Origin of the sequence: Carboxylicivirga marina (assembly GCF_016612505.1) — a bacterium.
Taxonomy (GTDB): domain Bacteria; phylum Bacteroidota; class Bacteroidia; order Bacteroidales; family Marinilabiliaceae; genus Carboxylicivirga; species Carboxylicivirga marina.
The window spans coordinates 60,150-80,058 of the sequence record NZ_JAENRR010000018.1 but is presented as its reverse complement, the minus strand read 5'-3'; the positions used below and the strand labels follow the sequence as shown (position 1 = coordinate 80,058).

Annotated in this window: 13 protein-coding genes and 2 tRNA genes; 2 read left to right on the top strand and 13 right to left on the bottom strand. The window is 40.6% G+C overall.

Features of this window, described 5'->3' with window-relative positions:
- Positions 1-91 precede the first annotated feature (91 nt).
- From JIV24_RS09710 to JIV24_RS09660, 11 genes are all read right to left on the bottom strand, one after another.
- Complete coding sequence (locus JIV24_RS09710) at positions 92-487, bottom strand: TFIIB-type zinc ribbon-containing protein (protein ID WP_200464832.1); 396 nt, start codon at positions 485-487, stop codon at positions 92-94.
- Positions 488-639: 152 nt separating this feature from the next.
- On the bottom strand, positions 640-1,536 hold the full coding sequence (locus JIV24_RS09705) for a TAXI family TRAP transporter solute-binding subunit (RefSeq protein WP_200464831.1): 897 nt from the start codon (positions 1,534-1,536) through the stop codon (positions 640-642).
- 496 nt (positions 1,537-2,032) lie between these two features.
- Positions 2,033-5,419, bottom strand: coding sequence for a DEAD/DEAH box helicase family protein (locus tag JIV24_RS09700; RefSeq protein ID WP_200464830.1), 3,387 nt, complete (start codon positions 5,417-5,419; stop codon positions 2,033-2,035).
- Between the two features lie 418 nt (positions 5,420-5,837).
- Entirely contained in the window at positions 5,838-6,437 is a 600-nt protein-coding gene (locus JIV24_RS09695; RefSeq protein ID WP_200464829.1) for a transposase, read from the bottom strand.
- A gap of 137 nt (positions 6,438-6,574) precedes the next feature.
- A complete protein-coding gene (locus tag JIV24_RS22785) occupies positions 6,575-8,146 on the bottom strand; it encodes a DUF1186 domain-containing protein (protein WP_289048287.1) in 1,572 nt (523 codons plus the stop codon).
- 86 nt (positions 8,147-8,232) lie between these two features.
- Positions 8,233-9,420, bottom strand: a complete 1,188-nt coding sequence (locus tag JIV24_RS09685) for a restriction endonuclease subunit S (RefSeq protein WP_200464828.1) — start codon at positions 9,418-9,420, stop codon at positions 8,233-8,235.
- Positions 9,413-10,978: a type I restriction-modification system subunit M gene (locus JIV24_RS09680; RefSeq protein WP_200464827.1), complete on the bottom strand. Its 1,566-nt coding sequence runs from the start codon at positions 10,976-10,978 to the stop codon at positions 9,413-9,415. Before JIV24_RS09680 ends, JIV24_RS09685 begins: the two co-directional genes overlap by 8 nt.
- Positions 10,979-11,280: 302 nt before the next feature.
- Positions 11,281-14,025 (bottom strand): DEAD/DEAH box helicase, encoded by a 2,745-nt coding sequence (locus tag JIV24_RS09675; protein ID WP_200464826.1) that lies wholly within the window; start codon positions 14,023-14,025, stop codon positions 11,281-11,283.
- Between the two features lie 343 nt (positions 14,026-14,368).
- Positions 14,369-14,456 (bottom strand) — tRNA-Ser (locus JIV24_RS09670).
- A 92-nt stretch (positions 14,457-14,548) separates the two neighbouring features.
- Positions 14,549-14,621, bottom strand: a tRNA-Trp gene (locus tag JIV24_RS09665).
- Between the two features lie 171 nt (positions 14,622-14,792).
- Positions 14,793-15,149: a DUF2116 family Zn-ribbon domain-containing protein gene (locus JIV24_RS09660; RefSeq protein WP_200464825.1), complete on the bottom strand. Its 357-nt coding sequence runs from the start codon at positions 15,147-15,149 to the stop codon at positions 14,793-14,795.
- 171 nt (positions 15,150-15,320) lie between these two features.
- Here JIV24_RS09660 and JIV24_RS09655 point away from each other — a divergent pair, with 171 nt between their 5' ends.
- Positions 15,321-15,662, top strand: coding sequence for a single-stranded DNA-binding protein (locus tag JIV24_RS09655; RefSeq protein WP_200464824.1), 342 nt, complete (start codon positions 15,321-15,323; stop codon positions 15,660-15,662).
- Positions 15,663-15,843: 181 nt separating this feature from the next.
- Here JIV24_RS09655 and JIV24_RS09650 read toward each other — a convergent pair whose 3' ends face one another.
- The gene (locus JIV24_RS09650) at positions 15,844-18,054 is read right to left on the bottom strand and encodes an AsmA family protein (protein WP_200464823.1); all 2,211 of its coding nucleotides are present in this window, start codon (positions 18,052-18,054) and stop codon (positions 15,844-15,846) included.
- A gap of 105 nt (positions 18,055-18,159) precedes the next feature.
- Between JIV24_RS09650 and JIV24_RS09645 the strand changes: the two genes are divergently transcribed.
- Entirely contained in the window at positions 18,160-18,348 is a 189-nt protein-coding gene (locus tag JIV24_RS09645) for a hypothetical protein (protein ID WP_200464822.1), read from the top strand.
- Positions 18,349-18,477: 129 nt separating this feature from the next.
- Here JIV24_RS09645 and JIV24_RS09640 read toward each other — a convergent pair whose 3' ends face one another.
- Positions 18,478-19,908 carry a glycoside hydrolase family 125 protein gene (locus tag JIV24_RS09640; protein WP_200464821.1) on the bottom strand — a complete coding sequence of 477 codons (1,431 nt, stop codon included), beginning with the start codon at positions 19,906-19,908 and terminating at the stop codon, positions 18,478-18,480.
- Between the last annotated feature and the right edge of the window lies 1 nt (position 19,909).

Genomic DNA, 19,909 nt, shown 5'->3' with positions numbered 1-19,909 from the left:
TTAATCATTTAAAACTGTTCGGCTATCATGAATATAATAATGTTCAGCCCATTGAGAGGTTGATTTGCCAAAATGAGGGAAAAATAAATAGCTATCGTGAAGCTAAAACAAGTCGTTTGGCAATTTTACCCAGTGTTACTATCCAGGTTTCTTTTTGAATAGCCTCTAATTCACCTTTGTCGAGCCAAATACCATGGCAATAGGGGCAGTAATCAATAATGACTTTGCTATCGCGTGGATGAATGGCTTTTTGTAAACGGGGAGAATTGTTACAGGATGGACAATGTAAGGTCTCCATTTGCACATCTTTGTTTGGAATGTGCCTTATTTCAATAAAAGTAGGCTCAATTATATCGTCAATTTGCGATAACTCATTTTTATCAAACCATATGCCCTTGCAATTTGGGCAAGTATCAATTTCAATGGATGTTTTGCAATCGTTAATATGAGAAATAAACAATTGTTCCTGGCAACGTGGGCAATTCATTTCTTTATGTTTGGGGTTAGTTATAAGTTCAAAAATAACTAAGTGAGTTGGATATAAAAAACCCGTTATTACAAATGTTTTAATAACGGGTTTTATTTTATATGTCTTTGGTTGCAATACTATTGTTTGTCAACCGCGAATGTTTAAAATATCTACTTTGCTGCCGGAGCTACTGAAGCACCACTTTCAATTTCAACAGTTGACCACTTTGGATGACCTTCCTTTTGTAAGATAGCGATGTTTTTGGCTATTCCTGCCTCAATGGCCTCAACCACCTTTTTATCTTCTTCCGTTAGCTTGTCCTCATTCACAATCAATAAAGTTCTTAATGAAAAGGTGTCGATATCTTTTTCAAGCCATTCGTATTCGCCTGCTTTAATTACGTCGTTTTCATAACTTTTGGCCCAACCGTTAAAGTCTCGAAGTTGTAATAAAACTAATCCGTCAACCATAACCTGAGGGTTGATTTGGAGCATTTCGAGTGGAGAACTACCAACCATAATACCAGCTTCAACATTTCCACTAGCGATACGTTTTAACATTTGGTCGTAATTTACTTTGTTCGTAAACCATTCAACTTTAGAGCGTTTCCTAATGATTTCAGCAGTGAAAGATGAGCTTTGATCATCAGTGCCTACTGCCAGGCGTTTGTCTTTTAGATCCTCAAGTGTTTTAATTCCAGTACTTTTCTTAGTGAAAATATGAATTTGCTCTTTGGCCAATGGCATTACAATTTTTAATGCGCCTGTTTTATGAGTGTTATAAACCAGGTCTTGCGCTTGCATTAGGCTAAAATAATCAGACTGGATAAAAACCATTTTAGCTTCGTTATCAGGATCAATTAAATACCTGAAGTTGGCAGCACTGCCGTGAGTTGGTTGATTAATTAATTCAATACCTTCCTTTTCGCCAACTATTTTAACTATGTCATCAGCAAATTTGTTATAGGAACCATGTAGAGGCCCTGAAAAGATTGTGAATTGAGCAAGTGCACTGTTAATTGAAAATACGACTAGCAATGTCAATAAATAAGAGAATTTTGTGTTCATGAGATTATAGTTTATGGTTATAAAATATAGATTTAAATATCAAGAATTACCAGATGCTGCATAGTTAAGGCGTGTTAATGTCTTGAATTTTAAAAGTTAAGTGCAGTTTGTAAACAAATAATTACAGGAATTGTTTTCGGCTAATGTGTATAAGCAGTGCCCTTGAGAGTAAACTCACTTTGGAGAATCGTGATATACTATTAACCCGAGTTCGACATAAAATTAATAGCTCAGGCCGCTTGTAAGTAATTGGTTTCAAGGAATCTTTGCGAAGGCATAGCGGGCTATGGTAAGCAAATATGACGAAGAAAACAGTTGTTTGCAAGTGGAAAGTCAGGCTTTTCATTCAATAACTGATCTACTTCTCTAAATTCCATCATCATAGCTCGCTATGCTTCAAAAATTTATATTGTATATCAGTCATTTAATAAAATCTGTGCTGTTTAATTTTAATCGAACTCGGGTTATTATTGTTGTAGCGAGTGGTTATTGTCATTTACCCAACCACCGCATTCTCATTGATTTCATCGATGATATGGATGATTCTGCCAGCCTCAGCATCATCAAAGACACCAAATAGGCCTTGGTCATTCATGTCGGTAAATGGTGGCTGAAAAAGCATGCGTTTGTCGATAGTGCCGTTTTTAGTGAGGTAGGTAATGATGTTCTGGATGAAAGTCATTTGATCGGCTTGCAGCTTACCCACTTGCAGAAACTCGCTAAAAGCATCTTGAGCGGCTGCTGAATCTAAGCCTATAATGCTTCGGATAAAAGTACCGAGAGGCTGTTCGCCAAAAACAGTAGCAAAGTCTTCTTTAGAGCCTCTTTCCTGGCCGTCGAATAATATCTTCTCCAAAAGAGAGAGTTCATCATTAGTAATTGGGATATTGCCAGACAGCTTAGTGATGGTTAGCTGGTGCTTGTTTTCTCGGATAAAGCGCTCAACCCGCTCTTTATAAATGCTACGGTTATGTGATGGCACATAAGGCTCGGCGGCGCCAAGTATTACTTCTGAATCTTCCAGGTTGGTGTAGAAGGAGGTTTGCTTTTTACGATCGATGTAGCAAACGAGCTCGCGTATCTCTTCGCGTATTTCTTCCATGCGCTTTTGCGAAAGCTTTTGATAGAAATCCGGGTCTTTCATTTGCTCGATAAGCGGCTTGGAACGTAATACCTGTGGAACGGTATACACTTTACTTAATTGATTGGCTATTTCCACCAGGTTTTCGTGATAACCTTTCTCTGAGTTGAGCATTAGCAGGTTGGCCAGTTGCAGTTTCAGCATCATCAGGTCGAAGCGCCGTGCTGTTTCATTGATGCTCTCAGGAATAGGTAAAGCAGACAAGTACTCTTCAATTTGGTGTACATCATCTGCACTCAGATTATTCCAGCGCTTTCGCTCTTCAAACTCTTCTACGTAGCGCAGATTCATCTTTACTTGGAAGCGTTCCCTATTAAGGGTTACAATGGACTGGTGCAAGGTGTTGAGCAAGCTAGTGGCTAACTCTACATTTTCCATTTCTCCTGTTTCGGCCAGTAGTCGTGACACTTGCAGGCGAGCTTCAAATATCTGCTGTGTAATGGGCTTGGCCAGGTTAGTATCAACACCTTTTTTATTCAGTTCAAAAAATTCGAAGTTCTGGCACACATCAAAAATTAGGAAGTGTTCCTTGTCTTCTCCCGGACCAAACACATCGGGGCAGAGGCGTGTGCCGCGGCCTATCATTTGCCAGAATTTAGCATAGGAACGCACCACTTTAAAGAAAATAAGGTTGAGTACACGTGGTGCATCAATACCTGTATCCATCATATCTACCGATACCGCTATTTGTGGCAGGTTTTCTTTGTGCTGGTCACAAAAGGCCTCAATGAGGCTTTGTGCATGACTCACTTTGTTATGCACCGTGCTGATAAATCCTGCTGGCAGGTGGGGGTAGCGTTCGGTAAAACAATCTTCAATAAATTTGGCATGCTTCTGATTAACCGCAAAAATGATGGTGCGGCCTATTTTATCACCACCTTCAATCTTTAAGCCATGCTGCATCAAGGTATCAAGCACCTTATTGACCGTATCTTTATTAAATAGCCATTTGTTCATGGCATTGGCCTGTATCTCTTCGGGGAATAAACCGGTGGCTTTATCCTGAAAGGTTTCTTCGTATTGTGCTTTCTCGTCTTCCGTCAGTTCACTGTATTTGATGCCTTCCCGCATAAAATCGGTGGAGACATCAATGTTCTTATAAGGCTTCAGGTAGGTGGGTACCGCTTCATCCAGCTCATATGAGAAAGTTGGGTCGTCGTTGCTGCAAGCAAACAGTTCAAAAGTATTGTGGTCGATGCTGTCTTTTGGCGTGGCTGTTAAGCCAACAATAAGCGCATCGAAATAATCGAAAATAGCCTGGTAGCGATTGTAGACTGAGCGGTGGGCTTCATCCACAATAATCATATCAAAATGCCCTACACCATAAAAGCGTTCATCGCCTTGGCGCGCATTGTCGATGCAGTTCATCATGGTGGGGTAGGTGCTGAACACCAGTCTTGTGGTATCTTTTTCTTTCTCCTTGGTTAAATCAATGGCGGTGCATTCCTTCAGATGTTCGCCAAAGCTGTTTTTAGCTTGTGTTACCAAAGCGTTTCTGTCGGCCAGAAAGAGCACGCGTTTTACCCAGTTGTGTTTGATAAACACATCCACCAGAGCAGCAGCTGTTCGTGTTTTACCGCTACCGGTAGCCATTACCAATAAAGCCTCACGTTTATTGCCCATCAAGCCATTGGGGGCATCCACTACAAAGGACTCCGCTACACGCTGTATCGCTTCCGTTTGGTAGGGGCGTCCTGCAATGTTGAGGTTGATTTTTGCCTTACGGATATCCTGACGTGTGTTGCGTTGGTGGATGCTCCATTGCAGTTCATCCTTGGTATAGAAACCAAAACATAGCCGTGGTGTGGTATAGAAAGTATCGTTCCAGAGTTTTATCTCATAACCGTTGGTAAAAAAGATGAGTGGGCGTTGTCCATGCATTTGTTCCAGGCAGTTGGCATACAGAAAAGCCTGGTGCTTGCCTGCTTCAATATCTTTAGAGGTGCGCTTGGCTTCAATAACGGCCAGGGGTTTACCATTATCGTCCCACAATACGTAATCGGCATAACCATTGCCATGCGGATTATCTCTTGTAACAGGCATGCCTTTCACTGGGTATTCCAGTTCGCGACCTTCACGCAGTTCGCTCCAGCCTGCTTCTTTCAGGTTGGCATCGATGAGGTGCAGGCGTGTTTCGGCCTCGGTATATTCCGATGGTGCTTTTACACGGCGCTCATCCTTTTGCTGTTGCAGTAGTTCTTTGGCTTGCTCGGCCTCTTGTTTATAGGCATGCAGGGATGCTTCGCTTTCTTTGGCCTGCTGAAGTATGGCTTCTTTCTCGGCCAGTAGTTGGGCTATCTGCGCCTGAAGGGCTTCCTGCTCTTTCTGGTTTTCGAGCTGTTGCTCTTTAAGCTTGCGTTGCTCGGCTCCCAGCTTAGGTACCAGGCTTTCGTCAAAAGCACCGGGCAGGGTCATCTTTTCAGGGCTGTAGGTTCCAGCAAACCATTTTAAAAAGCCATAAAGGTATTTAAGACTTTGCAGAGCATCTTTGTTATTGACCTTACGACCATAATGCGCAGCGTTATTACCCGTTTTTCGCACCAGGTGAATACCGTTTTGATGGGCAAAAGGAATCAATCGTTTGAGTTCCTCGTTGTTCATCAGGTTAACCAGCTCTTTGTTGTAAGGGTATTCGATGTACTCGTATTCGTAGATGCGGTGAATCACTTCCTCCAGTACCAGGCGGCAATAGCTGGCTGTTGATACAGGTTCGGTATTAACACGCTGCTCGGCCTTTTCCATTTTTTTGGAAAGGCTTTTATGATGTGCCTGGAGGAATGTGAAGTTGGTCATTAAATCTGCGGGACTTGATAAACGCAACTAATTTAGCAAAAAAGATGATATATGTAACAGTATGCACGTCATACACTACCTAACAGGTTTCTAAAACCTGTTAGATAGTGTTGTTGCGAATTGTAGTTTTGTTATTGCGTATTGCATTTGATATAGCCAATAGCGTTGCTTATGGGAAGCAACTATTCAACCGCTCGGTTAATAGGCAATGTACCGCTCGGTACGTTGCCAGTGTACCGAGCGGTATAACGGTGATGTACCGTACGGTATAGTGGTGACGTACTGCAGTGGGTGTTGTTGCAGAAGCTAGAGAAGCATGCTATGCCTAACGGGTTTTCGAAACCTGTTTGGTAATATACGGTATCATTTAGCAGTCCTCATTCTCAATTTCGTTTAAATGATGTGTCAGATGATATTGTTGTGCCTGATGGCAAAAGATAAAACTTTCCTTATCACCAAATAAGTCCATGACCTTATGGCGCTGAAGGTGCGTATGCCCCTCGCTAATTAAACTGTGGTATGATGAGTGCTTGTACTTCCTGTAATCATCAGTAAATCCGTGTTTAACCGCATTGAGATGCACATATATAATAATATTCTGCAAGTATTTTTCATCGTTAATTACATGACGGCCAAAGTGCTCTTGAAACAAACTTCCGGTGCGGCCAGTTGCTTTATTAATGGCTTTGGTGTAAGCATTAAATAGGTTGGAGAATGGTTGGTGTATCCTTTTTTTGCCTGTCTGATACTCTGATGGTAATGCGTCGTGTGTTTTTATTTTTGATACCAGATGAAAATGATTGGGCATCAGGCAGTAGGCATATATATCGGAGATGTCTAGTAGGTATTTTTTAACTTTAGTGAGAAAGAAAAGGTAGTTCCTGTCTTCTTTAAAAATATTCTCTTTGTTGTTACCTCTGTTGTGGATGTGGTAATAAATGCCGGGTTTCAGCGGTATGGTGCTCATCGAATGAATTTTATAGGTTTGGTGTAACTAAATTATAAAATTCAGATGATAAGTGCAGAACTATTTTTTATTGTTTGATGTAAATCAACACCTAACAGGTTTTTAAAACCTGTTAGGTGTTGATATGTTACGTTCTGCTATTTATTCAAACAGCACTTTTTATACTTTTTACCACTGCCACAGGGGCAAGGGTCGTTGCGTCCTGTTTTTACATCATTAACGATGGGTTGCTCTGGCATGCCCCAGGGCGTATCATCTTCTTCGTCATCTTCATCGTCAAATGCCGGAGCAGGACTTTCTGTATGCCACGATTCCAGCTTGTCGTAACACTCATCCAGAGTAGACAGTGGTAACTCTCTTAGTTGACGACGACGTTCTTTTTGCAAATCTTCAAGACTGCCACATATTTCGACAGATACCCACCCTTTTTCAAATAAGGGCTGCAGGTATTGCGCGGCATCTGCGCCTTTTATGTCGGCCATGGTGCATGCTATAAAAGCAATAAGGTCACTATCGATAATATTATCGTTGAGCGAACATTGATTGTAAGCCTCCAGCATGCTTTTAAAACACTCATAGACTTCTTCCTTACGCTCAGGCTGGTGCACGGCTATTTGCTCCAACAACACAATCAATACATTTTTGGCATAGGTGTATTTGTTGGGCTGCAGCATAAATGCCTGGTAATCGTCGAGGGTGGCATTGTGCATTTTATAAATGGGCTCCCACATGTCCTCATGTATCCATTCGCCAATGTATAAATCGTAGTAGCCTTCGTGCTGCGATAAGACTTCGAATACCACCGGTAAACTCTCCTTGGCTTTGAGCTCACCCAGCAAATACAGGGCATGCATCACAAAGTCTAGGTCTAGCTCTTCATTTTCCCATAGTTCATCAAAATGATTAAAGCGATTGATACTATCGCGCAACACCAGCTCCAGGTCGGCTATGAGGCTATGGCGTGGCAAAGCCAGCAGGCGAGGTGATAAAGCTTTATAGAAGCCAGTATCGTAATGGTACAATTCCTCTACTTCGGCATGCGTAAACTCAGGAGCCTCCGTTTGGGTGCTTTGCTGTGCCGGCGCCTCAAAGTCGAGGGTGATACGCTTTTCGTGCGCTTCTTCCATGCGTTGCAGCGACTTTTGCATGTTGTGGTGTTGAATGGCACTAAAGGCCATGTCGCTCGATTCAGAATCGGGTGCTACCTCCTTTAAAAACTGATAACAGTGCTCAGCTTCCGCTTCTTTGTCGATGGCCAGATAATAACGCACGGCCAGAAAGTAAAAACCTTTGATTTCGTCGATGTGAAACTCCGGGCGCTGTGGGTATAGACTGGGCAAATCCATGGCCTCGCCCAATAACTCGGGTATCTTTTCATACTGCTCTTCATCGAGGTACATATTAGCTCGGTTGAGGCGGCCATAGAAATAATTGGGGTGCTGCTCAATGGTGAGTTCAATCACCTTTTGAGCCTCGGCATCGCGCCCCGTGTCACTGAAGCATACCGACAGGTAGTTTTTAAAGTGGGGCACCCGTGGGTATTTTTTAATATAGCCTTTTAGCTTTTTTACATTGGCTGCTTTGGGTTTTCTGGCCAGATGGTAGGCTTCCTCCAGTGCTTCGCGCACATAGTCGTTAATACCGTATTCACTATCCAGGATGGTGTTATCATCGGTGATGTTGAAGTTATCGATGCTTGGTAGTATCATATGGTTGTATTTTAATAGTTATTGATTTTTATTGATTTGATTGTGAAGTTTACCACACCCCACACCTAACAGGTTTTAAAAACCTGTTAGGTGTCAATTGTTTTAAACGTGCGCTGCAGCAAGCTGTTAAACAAATCTTCGCTTTTGGCCAATGCCTGCTGCGCTTGTGCTTTTTGTTGTTCAATGACTTGAATGCGTTGGGCGAAGAGGTTTTGGAGGAGGAGAGGAGGAACTGGAATTAAAATCTTTGCAAATTTTGCAGAGCGAATACCTTTAGCCGCACTACCTGTTGCTTGTTTGAATATTTCGAATTGTAACGTATCAGAATTAAGCATGTAATCAAGAGTTATTGCGTTATAGTTTTCATTTACTTGTAATGTAATAAGTCTTTGTCCAACTGCGAAATCCTTAAATCCATTTGGTATTCGACAAGTATATCCTAATGTTGCTCCTTCTGTTGTAAATAATACATCACCTACTTTGGGATATCCTCGTGTCATTACTTTACTATATGTTTCCTTGGAAATAAAGTCAAGTCTTGTTTTATCAAAATACCCAGGCCTTACACATTTTGCACTTATCAACGGCACTCCGTTATCAACCCTTTCTGGTGTTTTTCCACGATAATCTATGAAGCTAGCGATATCTTCAATCTTCTTTTTAGAGTTCTTGTCATGTATATAATCGCCAAACATCTCCAAAAACAAGCTTTGGCTCAGGGCCTCGTATTTGGCAATGAGTTGTTTGTTGAGTTGGCGCAGCTTATCGGCCTCGTCTAATATGGCGGCTATCTTTTGTTGTGTGGGTAGCGGGGGGAGGGGGATTTTTATTTTTTTTAAGTTCTTTACAGGTAATTGCTTTAATGCTGTACCTGTTGTAAGTTTAGGGAGTTGTTCTTTAACCAAATTAGACCCTAAAACATGTAATAAATATAAAGGGTGAAAGTTTCCATAACTTCTTAGTAGAACAATCTGCGCATTAATGTTTGAATCATTATGCCTTTTGGGCACTATTGCAACTTCTCCAATATTACCCCTAGTTGTTATGAGTACGTCATTTGGCAAAACATGCCCCTTTTTTAATTCAGCGTGTTTTTCTGGGCTAATGAAGTACATATCTTCATCTTGAATAGTTTTATTTTTAAAATTATTTGCTCTGATGAACGGGACTCCTTCTACGATAAACTCTTCACTTCTTGGATATTTTGCAGAATAATTTCCATCTGCAATTTTCAACCCTGAACTACCTATCTCAACATTTTCCCATTTACTCATATAACAGCCCTTCCAATACTTTAAGTGCCTCGGCACGTTCCTTATCCAAGTCTTTAATATCAGCTATAATGGTTTCGGGTGCATCGTATTCGACCTCTTCGTACACAATTTCTTTGTAGCGGTTAATGCTCAGGTCCCAGTCATTGGCTTTAATTTCGGAGAATGGTACGAGGAAGGATTGTTCGGTACGTTGGCGCTTGGCTTCGGTAGCCCCTCTGCCTTCGGCATCTGCCCCTGAAGGGGAAAGGGAGTGGTAGCGTGTGATGATGTCGGGGATGTTGTTTTTGGCGTGTTCCCCCTCCGCCCTTTGGGCACCTCCCCCGGTGGAGGATTCGCCATTGGTCAGTGCAGTGCGTTTATCATCTAATGAAAAACCATCGGCCTGCATGTCGTAAAACCATACCTTATCGGTGCCACCTGTACCGGTTTTGGTAAAGAATAACACTGCCGTGCTAACGCCTGCATAGGGTTTAAACACCCCACTTGGCATGCTTATTACGGCATTGAGCTTATGGTTTTCAATAATCTCTTGTCGTATCTGTTTGTGGGCTTTGGAGCTGCCAAAGAGTACGCCATCGGGTATAATCACGGCACAGCGGCCACCGGTTTTTAGCATGCGCAGCATGAGGCCTAAAAACAGCAGTTCGGTCTTTTTGGTTTTGACGGTTTTTAAGATGGCATCGTCCACGGCATCGTAATCGAGGCTGCCTTTAAAGGGTGGGTTGGCCAGTATGAGAGAATATTGCTCGCGTAGTTCGCTGTTGCTTTCACTCAGGGCATCTTTACCAATAAGCGTTGGCGTTTCAATGCCATGTAGTTGCAGGTTCATGGCACCAATGCGCAACATGGTGGGGTCAAATTCAATGCCCGAAAACATGCGTGTGTTATAGTGCTCACGAAAGTCACGCTCGTGAAACCACTCCTTGTGCTTCTCATGGAAATACTCGCCTGCGGCCACCAAAAAGCCGGCGCTGCCACAGCTGGGGTCGCATATCAGCTCTTCCTTGTGAGGCTGCACCATGTCCACCATCATTTTAATAATGTGGCGCGGCGTGCGAAACTGTCCGTTGGTGCCTGCTGTGGCTATCTTGCTCAGCAGGTATTCGTAGAGGTCGCCCTTGGTATCGCGGTCGTCCATCTGAATCTTGTCAATCATCTGCACCACCATATCCAGCAATCGTGGTGTTGGTATCATAAAGGTGGCGCCTTTCATGTACTCGGCAAACACACCACCTGCTTCGCCCACCTGTTTCATGTGGTCAAACACATTTACACCACCCGCTTGATGGGAGGTAAACAAGGCAAACATGCTCTCGGCATCTTTGTGCTTAAAGCTGTTCCAGCGTATGGCTTCTTGCGCTGGGGTAAATACGGCATTTTGGAGAGGAATACCGGCTATGCTGGCTTTCTTTTCGTCCAGTCGCTGTTTCTCATCCAATCGGCGGATAAACAACAAAAAGGTAAACTGCTCAATTACGGTTAGTGGGTTGGAAACGCCACCTGTCCAGAAGGCTTCCCATATTTTATCAACTTGCGATTTTAATTCTCCTGTAATCATTGATATAGACTGTTAGATGAATAGACCATAGACTGTCAGATAATAGGCCTGCTATAGTCCTGCGAAAATAGGATTATTTTGGGGATGAGGCTTTGCTTATATTGAAAAATAATGAATGTTGGTAATTGCAGATAATAGAAGAATAAACGCAGAGACACAAAGTCACAGAGTTATTTTCGCTTTGATTGATAAACTCTGTGACTTAGAAAATGTTTATGTTTTATCCTTGGGTTTATTCTGGCGACGTAAGCCCTTATATTGTATTAAAATCATACCATATACTTACATCACATTGTCTGCTGTTAAAACTTTGGCATTTTAAACTTCATTGTTACTTCGCCTGTTTCCTGGTCTACTTCAATTTTCTGCTCTTCGATACCAACATCCTTACCGGTTGCCATTTTCATTAAACCCGATAAAAACTGCATGCCATTGTTTAAAACATCTTCCATTTGCTGCGCTGCTACTTTTTGTGTTTCAACGGTGGCATCTTCAGTAGATGGTTTATCCTCAGTTTCGGGTTCCCCGGTCTTGTTTATTACAGCCTGTTTATCATCCCCTTCATCAAAAGGTAGTTGTGGCTGTTTGTATTCTGAGTCATCTTCTTCAAATGGTACCAGGTACTCATCTTCGTGTTCCTTCTTGAATTCGTCGAGCGTATATTCAGGGCTTTTTTCGTCTGGCTTCACTTCTGGCTCCACAACATCCTGCTGCGCTTCTTCAAAGGCTCCGGCCAGCTCTTTCATCTGTTCCAGAAATTGCCCTCGTCCCTTCTCGGTAAAATCAACAAAATCGTTATTAAACCCTTCATTTAAGACATTGTCAAATAAGTTTTGCTTTACCAATAAGCCTAAAGCTATATTTTGCTCGATAGAATCAACTGTTATCAGGTTGAAGATCGATAGCTTATCACTTTTCTGTCCCAGGCGATCAATACGACCAATGCGTTGATTCTTTTTGGCCGGATTCCAGGGGAGTTCAAAATTTATTAATATATCGGCTACTTGCAGGTTAAGGCCTGCACCTCCAGCTTCGGTCGACAGAAATACTTTGCACTTATCATCGGATTCGAATTTCTTGATGAGTTCACCTCGTTTATTAGACGGGACACTGCCATTTAACTCACTGAAACCGATGTTGTTCTCGAGCAGCATTTTCCCCATCAGTTTGTGCATCTTCACCCATTCCGAGAAAATAATCACCTTCTTATTCTGGTTGGCCAAATCCAGTTTTTCGAGCAGGATATATTTGAGTTCTTCCAGTTTGGGTGACTCAAATGTATTTTCATCAACCAGGTAAGAGGAGTTACACACCATGCGCATGGCTGTTAAGAGCTGCGACAGGCGTTGTAAATCAAATTGTGTAAGAAACTTTTTACGGGTTATCTGTCCAATACCACTTGCATATGAGGCATGATAGTCAGCCTGCAAGGGAGTCATTCGAACTGGAATATCTTGTTGCTGTATGTTTGGTAATTGCTCAAGAACCTTTCTTTTTTCACGGCGAAGTAAAACCGGTTTTAGTCGTTCCTTAAGTTGCGATAGGTTGTAATACGCATTTATTTTGTTGGGTTTAAAATTATCGAACAGACAATGTTGGTAAGAAAATTCCCACAGAGGTCCTAGCAGATGAGGATCAAGAATTGACATCAGTGAGAAGAGATCGATCAATTTGTTTTCGATTGGCGTACCGGTTATAATAAGCACGTGTTTTCGGCTAATGTTTTTGATGGCTGAAGCCGTTTTAGTGGCGTAATTTTTAACCTTTTGTGCTTCATCCAGTATCATGAAGTCGATCTGTGCATGATTAATCGCCAGTTGATCGCGCAGCACCATCTCATAATTAACGATCATAAAATAGGCCGTACTGGTTTTGTATTGAAGCGCACGTTCATCGGGTGTGCCAGATACAATTTCAGCATCCAGCTCAGTGAATTTTTCTATTTCACTCTTCCATTGTGTCTTTAACGATGCGGGACAAACCACTAAGGTCTTCTCGAAACCAAACAGGTCTTTTTTTAATGCCGCTGTTCCAATTGCCTGAATGGTTTTACCGAGACCCATTTCATCAGCTATTATGGCATGCTTTCGGCATGCGGCAAATACAATACCATCTTGTTGATAATCGTATAAAGTGGCGTTTATGGAAGAAAAATCAGGTTGGTAGTTTTGTGCAACTGCTTTTAAAGCTCTGCTTTCAAGTGTGTTGTTGTATTTCTCCTTTACTTCAGGTCGAATAACAATATTGTCAAAAGCTTCAGCTTCAATAAAAAAATGGTGCAGTTCCAGTATTTGATCATCCTCAACAACCTGGTTTGAATTAAAATATTTATTCAATAAATCACTCAGGTCGTTCGACATCTCGTTTGGATAAAACCAGCTAACACGATAGTCGTTCAGTGGGTCGAGGTACACTTCAATAAAAGGACATGTTTTACGTAAGCGGCGATACAGGCTTTTGTTTGTTTTAATCATTTCAAAGGCATACATGATGTGCTTTGTAGTGCCCAGTTTATTCACCTCTGAGTCTTTACTGTTACTATAGCCTATTTCGTTATCAAAGTCGCGCAAAAAAATGCTATACTTAACCCCATTTTCATTGGTTAACACATGGTCGCCATAAATGTTATCTGCCCATTTAATTCTGTATTCAGCACGCTTAGCTTTTTGCTGACGTTCTGCCAAAACCCTTCTAATCATTCCTTCACGGCTGTATTTTTTATGCTCAATACTACCTTGATTGGCAGACAACAATTCCTTGGTTTGTAATAAACAGGCATAGCTATATGAATCCCATTCTTCTGATTGGCAGGATATCACAAAATCAATTACTTTATTTTCGCCATCATATACTGCTTCAAAACAAATGGCAATGGGTTCATCTACTCCCTCAATATGATAATCAAAATACTCGATAGATTGGCTTAATGGTGTAACTGCCCCATTGTTAAAGAGCTCAAAAGCATCGTTTTGTTCTTTGTTGTTAACGTTTGATTGTAGTTCGTCTATCTTATTCTTAATGGCAACTTTCAGGACCTTAGTAATCATGATGTGTGTTTAATGAATATTATCTTTTAGAAGCTTTAGGAAATTTCTTGTAAATATAAGAAACTGTTTAAGTTTTATCCTTCGGTTTATTTTGACGATTTAAGCCCTCATATTTCAGCTAAATTTCTTTAAATAGCGATGCTATTCGCATCAATTTTGTCTCATCTGAGAACTTAATTCATTCAAAATAATTCACAAAAACAAAATTTAAACAGCTTCTAAATAATGAATTGCAGTTTCATTAACGATAATCCGGCTGATTTTTTCACGCTTAACTGAGTGATGATTAATCAAAGTGCAACTATAAAAAAAAGGTTGACGTCTGTCAACCTTCTGTAAGCTGCGGAGAGAGGGAGATTCGAACTCCCGGTACACTTGCGGTGTACACACGCTTTCCAGGCGTGCACAATCGGCCACTCTGTCACCTCTCCGTGATGGATTTCAAATATATGAACTTATTTCGATTGATATAGTTCATATGACAATAAACAAAAAAATCCCGACCGAAGTCAGGATTAATACGCACGGGAGGAGAGGCTCGAACTCCCGACACCTGGTTTTGGAGACCAGTGCTCTACCAACTGAGCTACACCCGTGTGTTTTGTTGCATTTCCGATGTTAATGCGGATGCAAAAATAGGAGAATAATCATTAAATCAAACCATTTTTCAGGAATAGTTTATGAGTTAATAATGGCACGTCAAGAACTCGGTTGGCAAGGGATTCATAAACAACTTCTTATTGATAATTTATTGATTGTTGTTTTTTTTACCCTTCCCAGTGAATTAGTAAAAATAGTTCGTCACTTAAGGATAAATAACCTTGATCGTAGCATAAATGATAGCTGGCACCTTTTTGAGTGGTGTAAATACTAGTGAAATAATTAAAGTCAAAACCTTCCTGAAGTAACTTAGAGCGTTTTACTTTGGTTTTACCCGATTGGTTTAACGATTGTAGAATACTATAGTTCTTTTTTAATGTGCGATTCACCTTTTGAACCAGCAGGTTTTCGCTGCTGTACCTTCGGTTATTAAAACTATTTCGGCATTGGTCGGAGCAGAACTTTTTATCTATTCGACCTATTATCGGGTCATTACATACCGGGCATAATCTTTTTTCAGACATTGGGGTTGGTTTTGTAAGTGTCAGATATGTAAATATATAAACGTTTTAAAGTAATTACAAGCGGTTTTAAACGAAACATAAACAACTTTAAGCAATTATTAACCGCCTTCAATTTGCAGATGCTTTCATCTTTGCTTCATCAATTTATTATTCATTTAAAAATTATGAGTCATGGCAAATTTAAGGAACAGAGTACAGTTAGTAGGAAACTTAGGAATGGATCCTGAAGTAAAAGCATTCGATAATGGACGTAAGTTGGCAAAATTCACATTAGCTACCAATGAGAGTTTTATTGGAGCTAACGGGCAGGAACGAACAGAAACGCAATGGCACAATATTATCGCTTGGGGCAAGCAGGCTGAGATAGCACAAAAATACCTTCAGAAAGGTAATGAAGTAGCCATTGAAGGACGATTAACTCATCGACAATACGAAGATAAAGATAAGCAGACCCGCTATGTTACCGAAGTAGTTTTAAGCAGTTATGTGATTTTTCCTGATTTTAAAAAGTGAGTTGAAGAATGTGAAAAAGCCGCTAAAACAGCATGAATGAACTGTTTTAGCGGCTTTTATATGTTGTAAATCAATAGCGTTATAAACGTTTTTGTTTAATACGCTATCTACCTTGGCCATCACGGCTTTAGAGAAAAAATAATTAGGGCAAAATTGCTATTAAATAGTTTGTACTAGCTAATTACTTCACAGATACTTCCACCTTATAATTGCAACTTCGTAATTCTTCTGGCAGATTACGTAAGTCAGCAGTGTTGACTTCAATACTCGTCGAATCAACACCTTTTTCTTCAATGAGGTAATAGCGAAGAAAAGCATTTCGATTGAGCAATAGTTTCTGAAATTCATCATCGAGTTCATCTTCTCCAATTAGTTGAATACACGATTGAGTCAATTCCATAGTGTCGGCATTGCTTATGTTTTTAGAGATATATGCCAGAAATGCGGCATCATTATCTTCTAATTGAGCCAATGCTGTATTAAAATTGCTTATATCCTGTTCAGTGTTAAGGGGCATTTTTTCTGCTAACATTCTTTTTTTCGCTGCTTTAATTGCCATGCTTGCTTTTTCTTCATCCGGATCAGTTTGTTGCTCAAATGAAAAAATGAGCTGTGGTTTCTTTTCGGTGATTTGTGCAATTTTATCCAAAACCTGCTTTTGATCAGCCAACAATGAATCTTGTGCATATGGCATTGGTATGTTTTCCAATTCCTCAGGTCTGGTACTAACTAAATTACCTAATGCATTAAATGGCGAGGCGGCTACTTTCACCAACCGGTTTGAGAAGGCTTTCCATACCAGCTTTCGAACACTAAAATTCGGGTTCGAAGGATTGCCTTCAACTGGCATATGAATGGTGATTACATCCTTGGGATCCTTCATCAGATATAAGCCCAGTTTCACCGGAGCCTTAACTTGTGGTTCATGCTGGGTTTTACTGCCTATTTCTAATTCCTTAATTACAATATCATTATTGTTAGCCATATGGGTTGGCGTCATATTAATGCTCAGGTCGTAGGTGATATCACCTTGAGTAATTGGCCTGGCAATGTGGTATTCAGTATAAGGCGAAAAGCTCATAAGACGAAGACGTTTGACATGAGCTTCCATTTCGAAAATAGCCGGGTTAATCATGTTTATGGCTGATGTTCCATCCATTGTTCCCTGGTCATTCATGTTCATTGAAAAATTAACAGGAACAGATTCATTTTGGGGATTAATATTGTCGATATTGACATTTATTTCTTTAATATCATATTGAAATGGGCGATAAAGCGTGTGATCGGCAAAAATAATTTCACCCTCAGAAACAGATAAATGATCAATCGAATAAAATAGGTGATCAGAGGTATCTGCTTCTGCCTGAATTGGTGCTGCTTGTATGGTGCTGTCAACTTCAGTTACAGGCAGCAATAGGCGCTCGATGTTACTCATGTCTTTATACAACTCTGCAGTGATGGTAGGTTTATTTATCGCAATATGTGATAATTGATAATTTTCGTTGGCCAGGTCAATCGAGGTTAAGCCCACACTTAATTTTTCCAGATTAACAACCTCCTTATCAGCTGTATCCCACAGGCTGAAGTTCTCAATACTGGTTTGGCCACTAATATTAATTTCATTCGTTCTTACCAGGCTTCCTTTAAAGTTTAGATCGGCATTCAAATAACCTTTGATACCTCCAATATCAATCATCGTTTTGGCATAGTTGGTGATGTTGCCAAACTCTAATTGGTTCAATTTGAAATCAATATCATACTCGTTTCTAATCTGGTCAACATCAGCCTGTATACTCACATTGCCTTGTTTTCCAAATTCAAAATTGATGCCGACACTGGATGATTCACTGTCCCAGGCGATTTTTGGCAGGTCAAGTGAAATATCGACCAGCCTGAATTGCGTATCTACTGTTTTGTCATCGAAACTGGCGTGCCCATGTTGGATTTTAATGTCGTGAATGGAGAAACGAAAAGGAGTGTCTGACTCTTCATTGTTTTCTTCAACTTCCAATGAATCAGACTCCGGTATTAAATCGTTAAAATTAAAACCATCTTCGTCATTAATGATATTGATAAAAGAACTGTCGATTAAGATGCTTGAAAACGAATACTCGTTTTTAATGAGTTTAGTAGGGTCAAAATTTACAGTCAGCTCTCGTATGCCGGCAAAGGTATCTGTTTCATTGGTTTCATATACCATCAGGTTAGTTGCACTAAGCGACACCCTGAAATAATTAAAGCTCAAATCAGCTAATTCAACTTTGCGACCAATCAGTTCCTTACTGTTTTTGTTTACATAGTTTTTAATGATACTTGAAAGGAAGAAAAGGACTAAGAAGATTATCAGTGCCAGTGTTATTAGCACATAATGCCTTTTTTTAACGTGTTTCATAATAGGGGTTAAGTCGATGAATAATTGGTTTGATAAAACAAAACGTTACTTGTGTAAAAGTACAACAAAACAGATGGTGTTTTGATTGAAATAATTAGATTTTTTTTGAACATTATGCAACCTTCTTTAAGTGCTGATGTCCTTATTGGCACACAAACATTAGAGTTAGATATTCAGAATATAAGCAATGCGCAATCGGTTGTTTATGATTACAGGCATCCAAACAAGGAAATTATTGAAGAAGGTTACCAATGGGCACTTTCCCCTGTAATAAATTATCGAATAGAGTTTTAATGGAAATGTCAGTTGGGTGAGCTCTTCAATATATTGATGGGTTTATGAGCGTTGAAGAGCTTTTATTATTAACCCGAGTTCGACATAAATCTGAGCTGTTTAATTTTAATCGAACTCGGGTTATTAGTATTATGACATTTTTAAGACGTGCGGACGTTCATGATAGAGCTTTACAATCAATTCACCAAATAAGGTGTTGGCCCAGGCAAACCAATCACGCGTGTATTTATTGGCATCATCCTTATTGAAGCTTTCGTGCATAAATCCTGTACCGGCATGTGTGGCTTTAAGCATTTCGAGGCATTGACTAATTTCATTATCATCGTTACTGGTCATGGCACGCAGTATAATGCCCATTGGCCAGATGTTCACTTGCCCCGTATGTGGACTTCCTTGCCCTTCGGCCGCTTTACCTCGCAAAAAGTATGGATTATTATCACTCAATAGAAAGGCACGCGTTCTTTTATACAATGCATCATCTGGCTGGTGTGCGCCCAAATAAGCCAAGGACATTAATGAAGGTACGTTGGCATCATCCATAAATACTTTGTTGCCAAAGCCATCAATCTCATAGGCATATATTTTACCATAGTTCATGTGCTCTACAACGGCAAATTCTTTAATGGCTGCATCAACTTCATTGGCCAGTGAATTACATTCATCGGCAAAAGTTTGATTATCAATTATGGTTTGATGGATGTGAGCCATCTGTTTTAAGCTAACTACAGCAAATATATTGGATGGAATCAAAAACGGATACAAGCTGGCATCATCCGATGGACGGAACATAGAACAGATTAAACCAACCGGATTAATAGGACGGCCTATGCCCCAATGAACCGGGCTGTCAAACATTTGGCCTGTAGTTCGATTGAAAGTATATGGCGTTGTACCATTTTTGCGTTGTTCGGTTTTAAAGGTTTGAAGTATCAGGCGCGATGCTTCTTGCCAATCGTCATCAAAAATGCTTGAATCGCCAGTGATTTGATAATACTCATTGGCTAATCTTACAGCGTAACACAATGAATCAATTTCCCATTTACGCTCATGAATACCTGGCAGCATTTGTGTTTTGTCACTTTGCCATTTAGATATTTTAGTAACATCCTTGTAAAAAGCATTGGCATACGGGTCTAGCAATATGCACTTGGTTTGTCTGTAAACAAGCCCTTTAATGAGTTCTCGCAGTTGCTTGTCTTTTTTGATGAGAGGCATATATGGCCACACCTGTGCTGTGCTATCACGCAGCCACATAGCATCAATGTCGCCGGTGATAACAAAGGTATCGGGTTTATCATTAATGTATTCAAAGTCAATGGTAGTGTCGAGCGTATTCGGAAAACAGTTTTCAAACAACCACGCTAATTCCGGGTCAGCGATATTTGATTTGACCTTTTTTATCAGTTTTTCAACTTCTTTGCTGCTAAAGCAGCGCTTGCTTTCTGTTGGTCGCATCGATTGGTAATCAACAGCCTTTTCGTTGCCCTTAAGCGCTGTTGGCGCTAATAGAGCCCCGCTAACAAGCAGGCTCGATTGCTTAATGAAATTACGTCGTTTCATA

Bases quoted from the DNA above. Each gene is read 5' to 3' on its own strand.
- JIV24_RS09710 (WP_200464832.1), bottom strand. From the start codon at position 487: ATGAATTGCCCACGTTGCCAGGAACAATTGTTTATTTCTCATATTAAC.
- JIV24_RS09705 (WP_200464831.1), bottom strand. From the start codon at position 1,536: ATGAACACAAAATTCTCTTATTTATTGACATTGCTAGTCGTATTTTCA.
- JIV24_RS09700 (WP_200464830.1), bottom strand. From the start codon at position 5,419: ATGGAAAAGGCCGAGCAGCGTGTTAATACCGAACCTGTATCAACAGCC.
- JIV24_RS09695 (WP_200464829.1), bottom strand. From the start codon at position 6,437: ATGAGCACCATACCGCTGAAACCCGGCATTTATTACCACATCCACAAC.
- JIV24_RS22785 (WP_289048287.1), bottom strand. From the start codon at position 8,146: ATGATACTACCAAGCATCGATAACTTCAACATCACCGATGATAACACC.
- JIV24_RS09685 (WP_200464828.1), bottom strand. From the start codon at position 9,420: ATGAGTAAATGGGAAAATGTTGAGATAGGTAGTTCAGGGTTGAAAATT.
- JIV24_RS09680 (WP_200464827.1), bottom strand. From the start codon at position 10,978: ATGATTACAGGAGAATTAAAATCGCAAGTTGATAAAATATGGGAAGCC.
- JIV24_RS09675 (WP_200464826.1), bottom strand. From the start codon at position 14,025: ATGATTACTAAGGTCCTGAAAGTTGCCATTAAGAATAAGATAGACGAA.
- JIV24_RS09660 (WP_200464825.1), bottom strand. From the start codon at position 15,149: ATGTCTGAAAAAAGATTATGCCCGGTATGTAATGACCCGATAATAGGT.
- JIV24_RS09655 (WP_200464824.1), top strand. From the start codon at position 15,321: ATGGCAAATTTAAGGAACAGAGTACAGTTAGTAGGAAACTTAGGAATG.
- JIV24_RS09650 (WP_200464823.1), bottom strand. From the start codon at position 18,054: ATGAAACACGTTAAAAAAAGGCATTATGTGCTAATAACACTGGCACTG.
- JIV24_RS09640 (WP_200464821.1), bottom strand. From the start codon at position 19,908: ATGAAACGACGTAATTTCATTAAGCAATCGAGCCTGCTTGTTAGCGGG.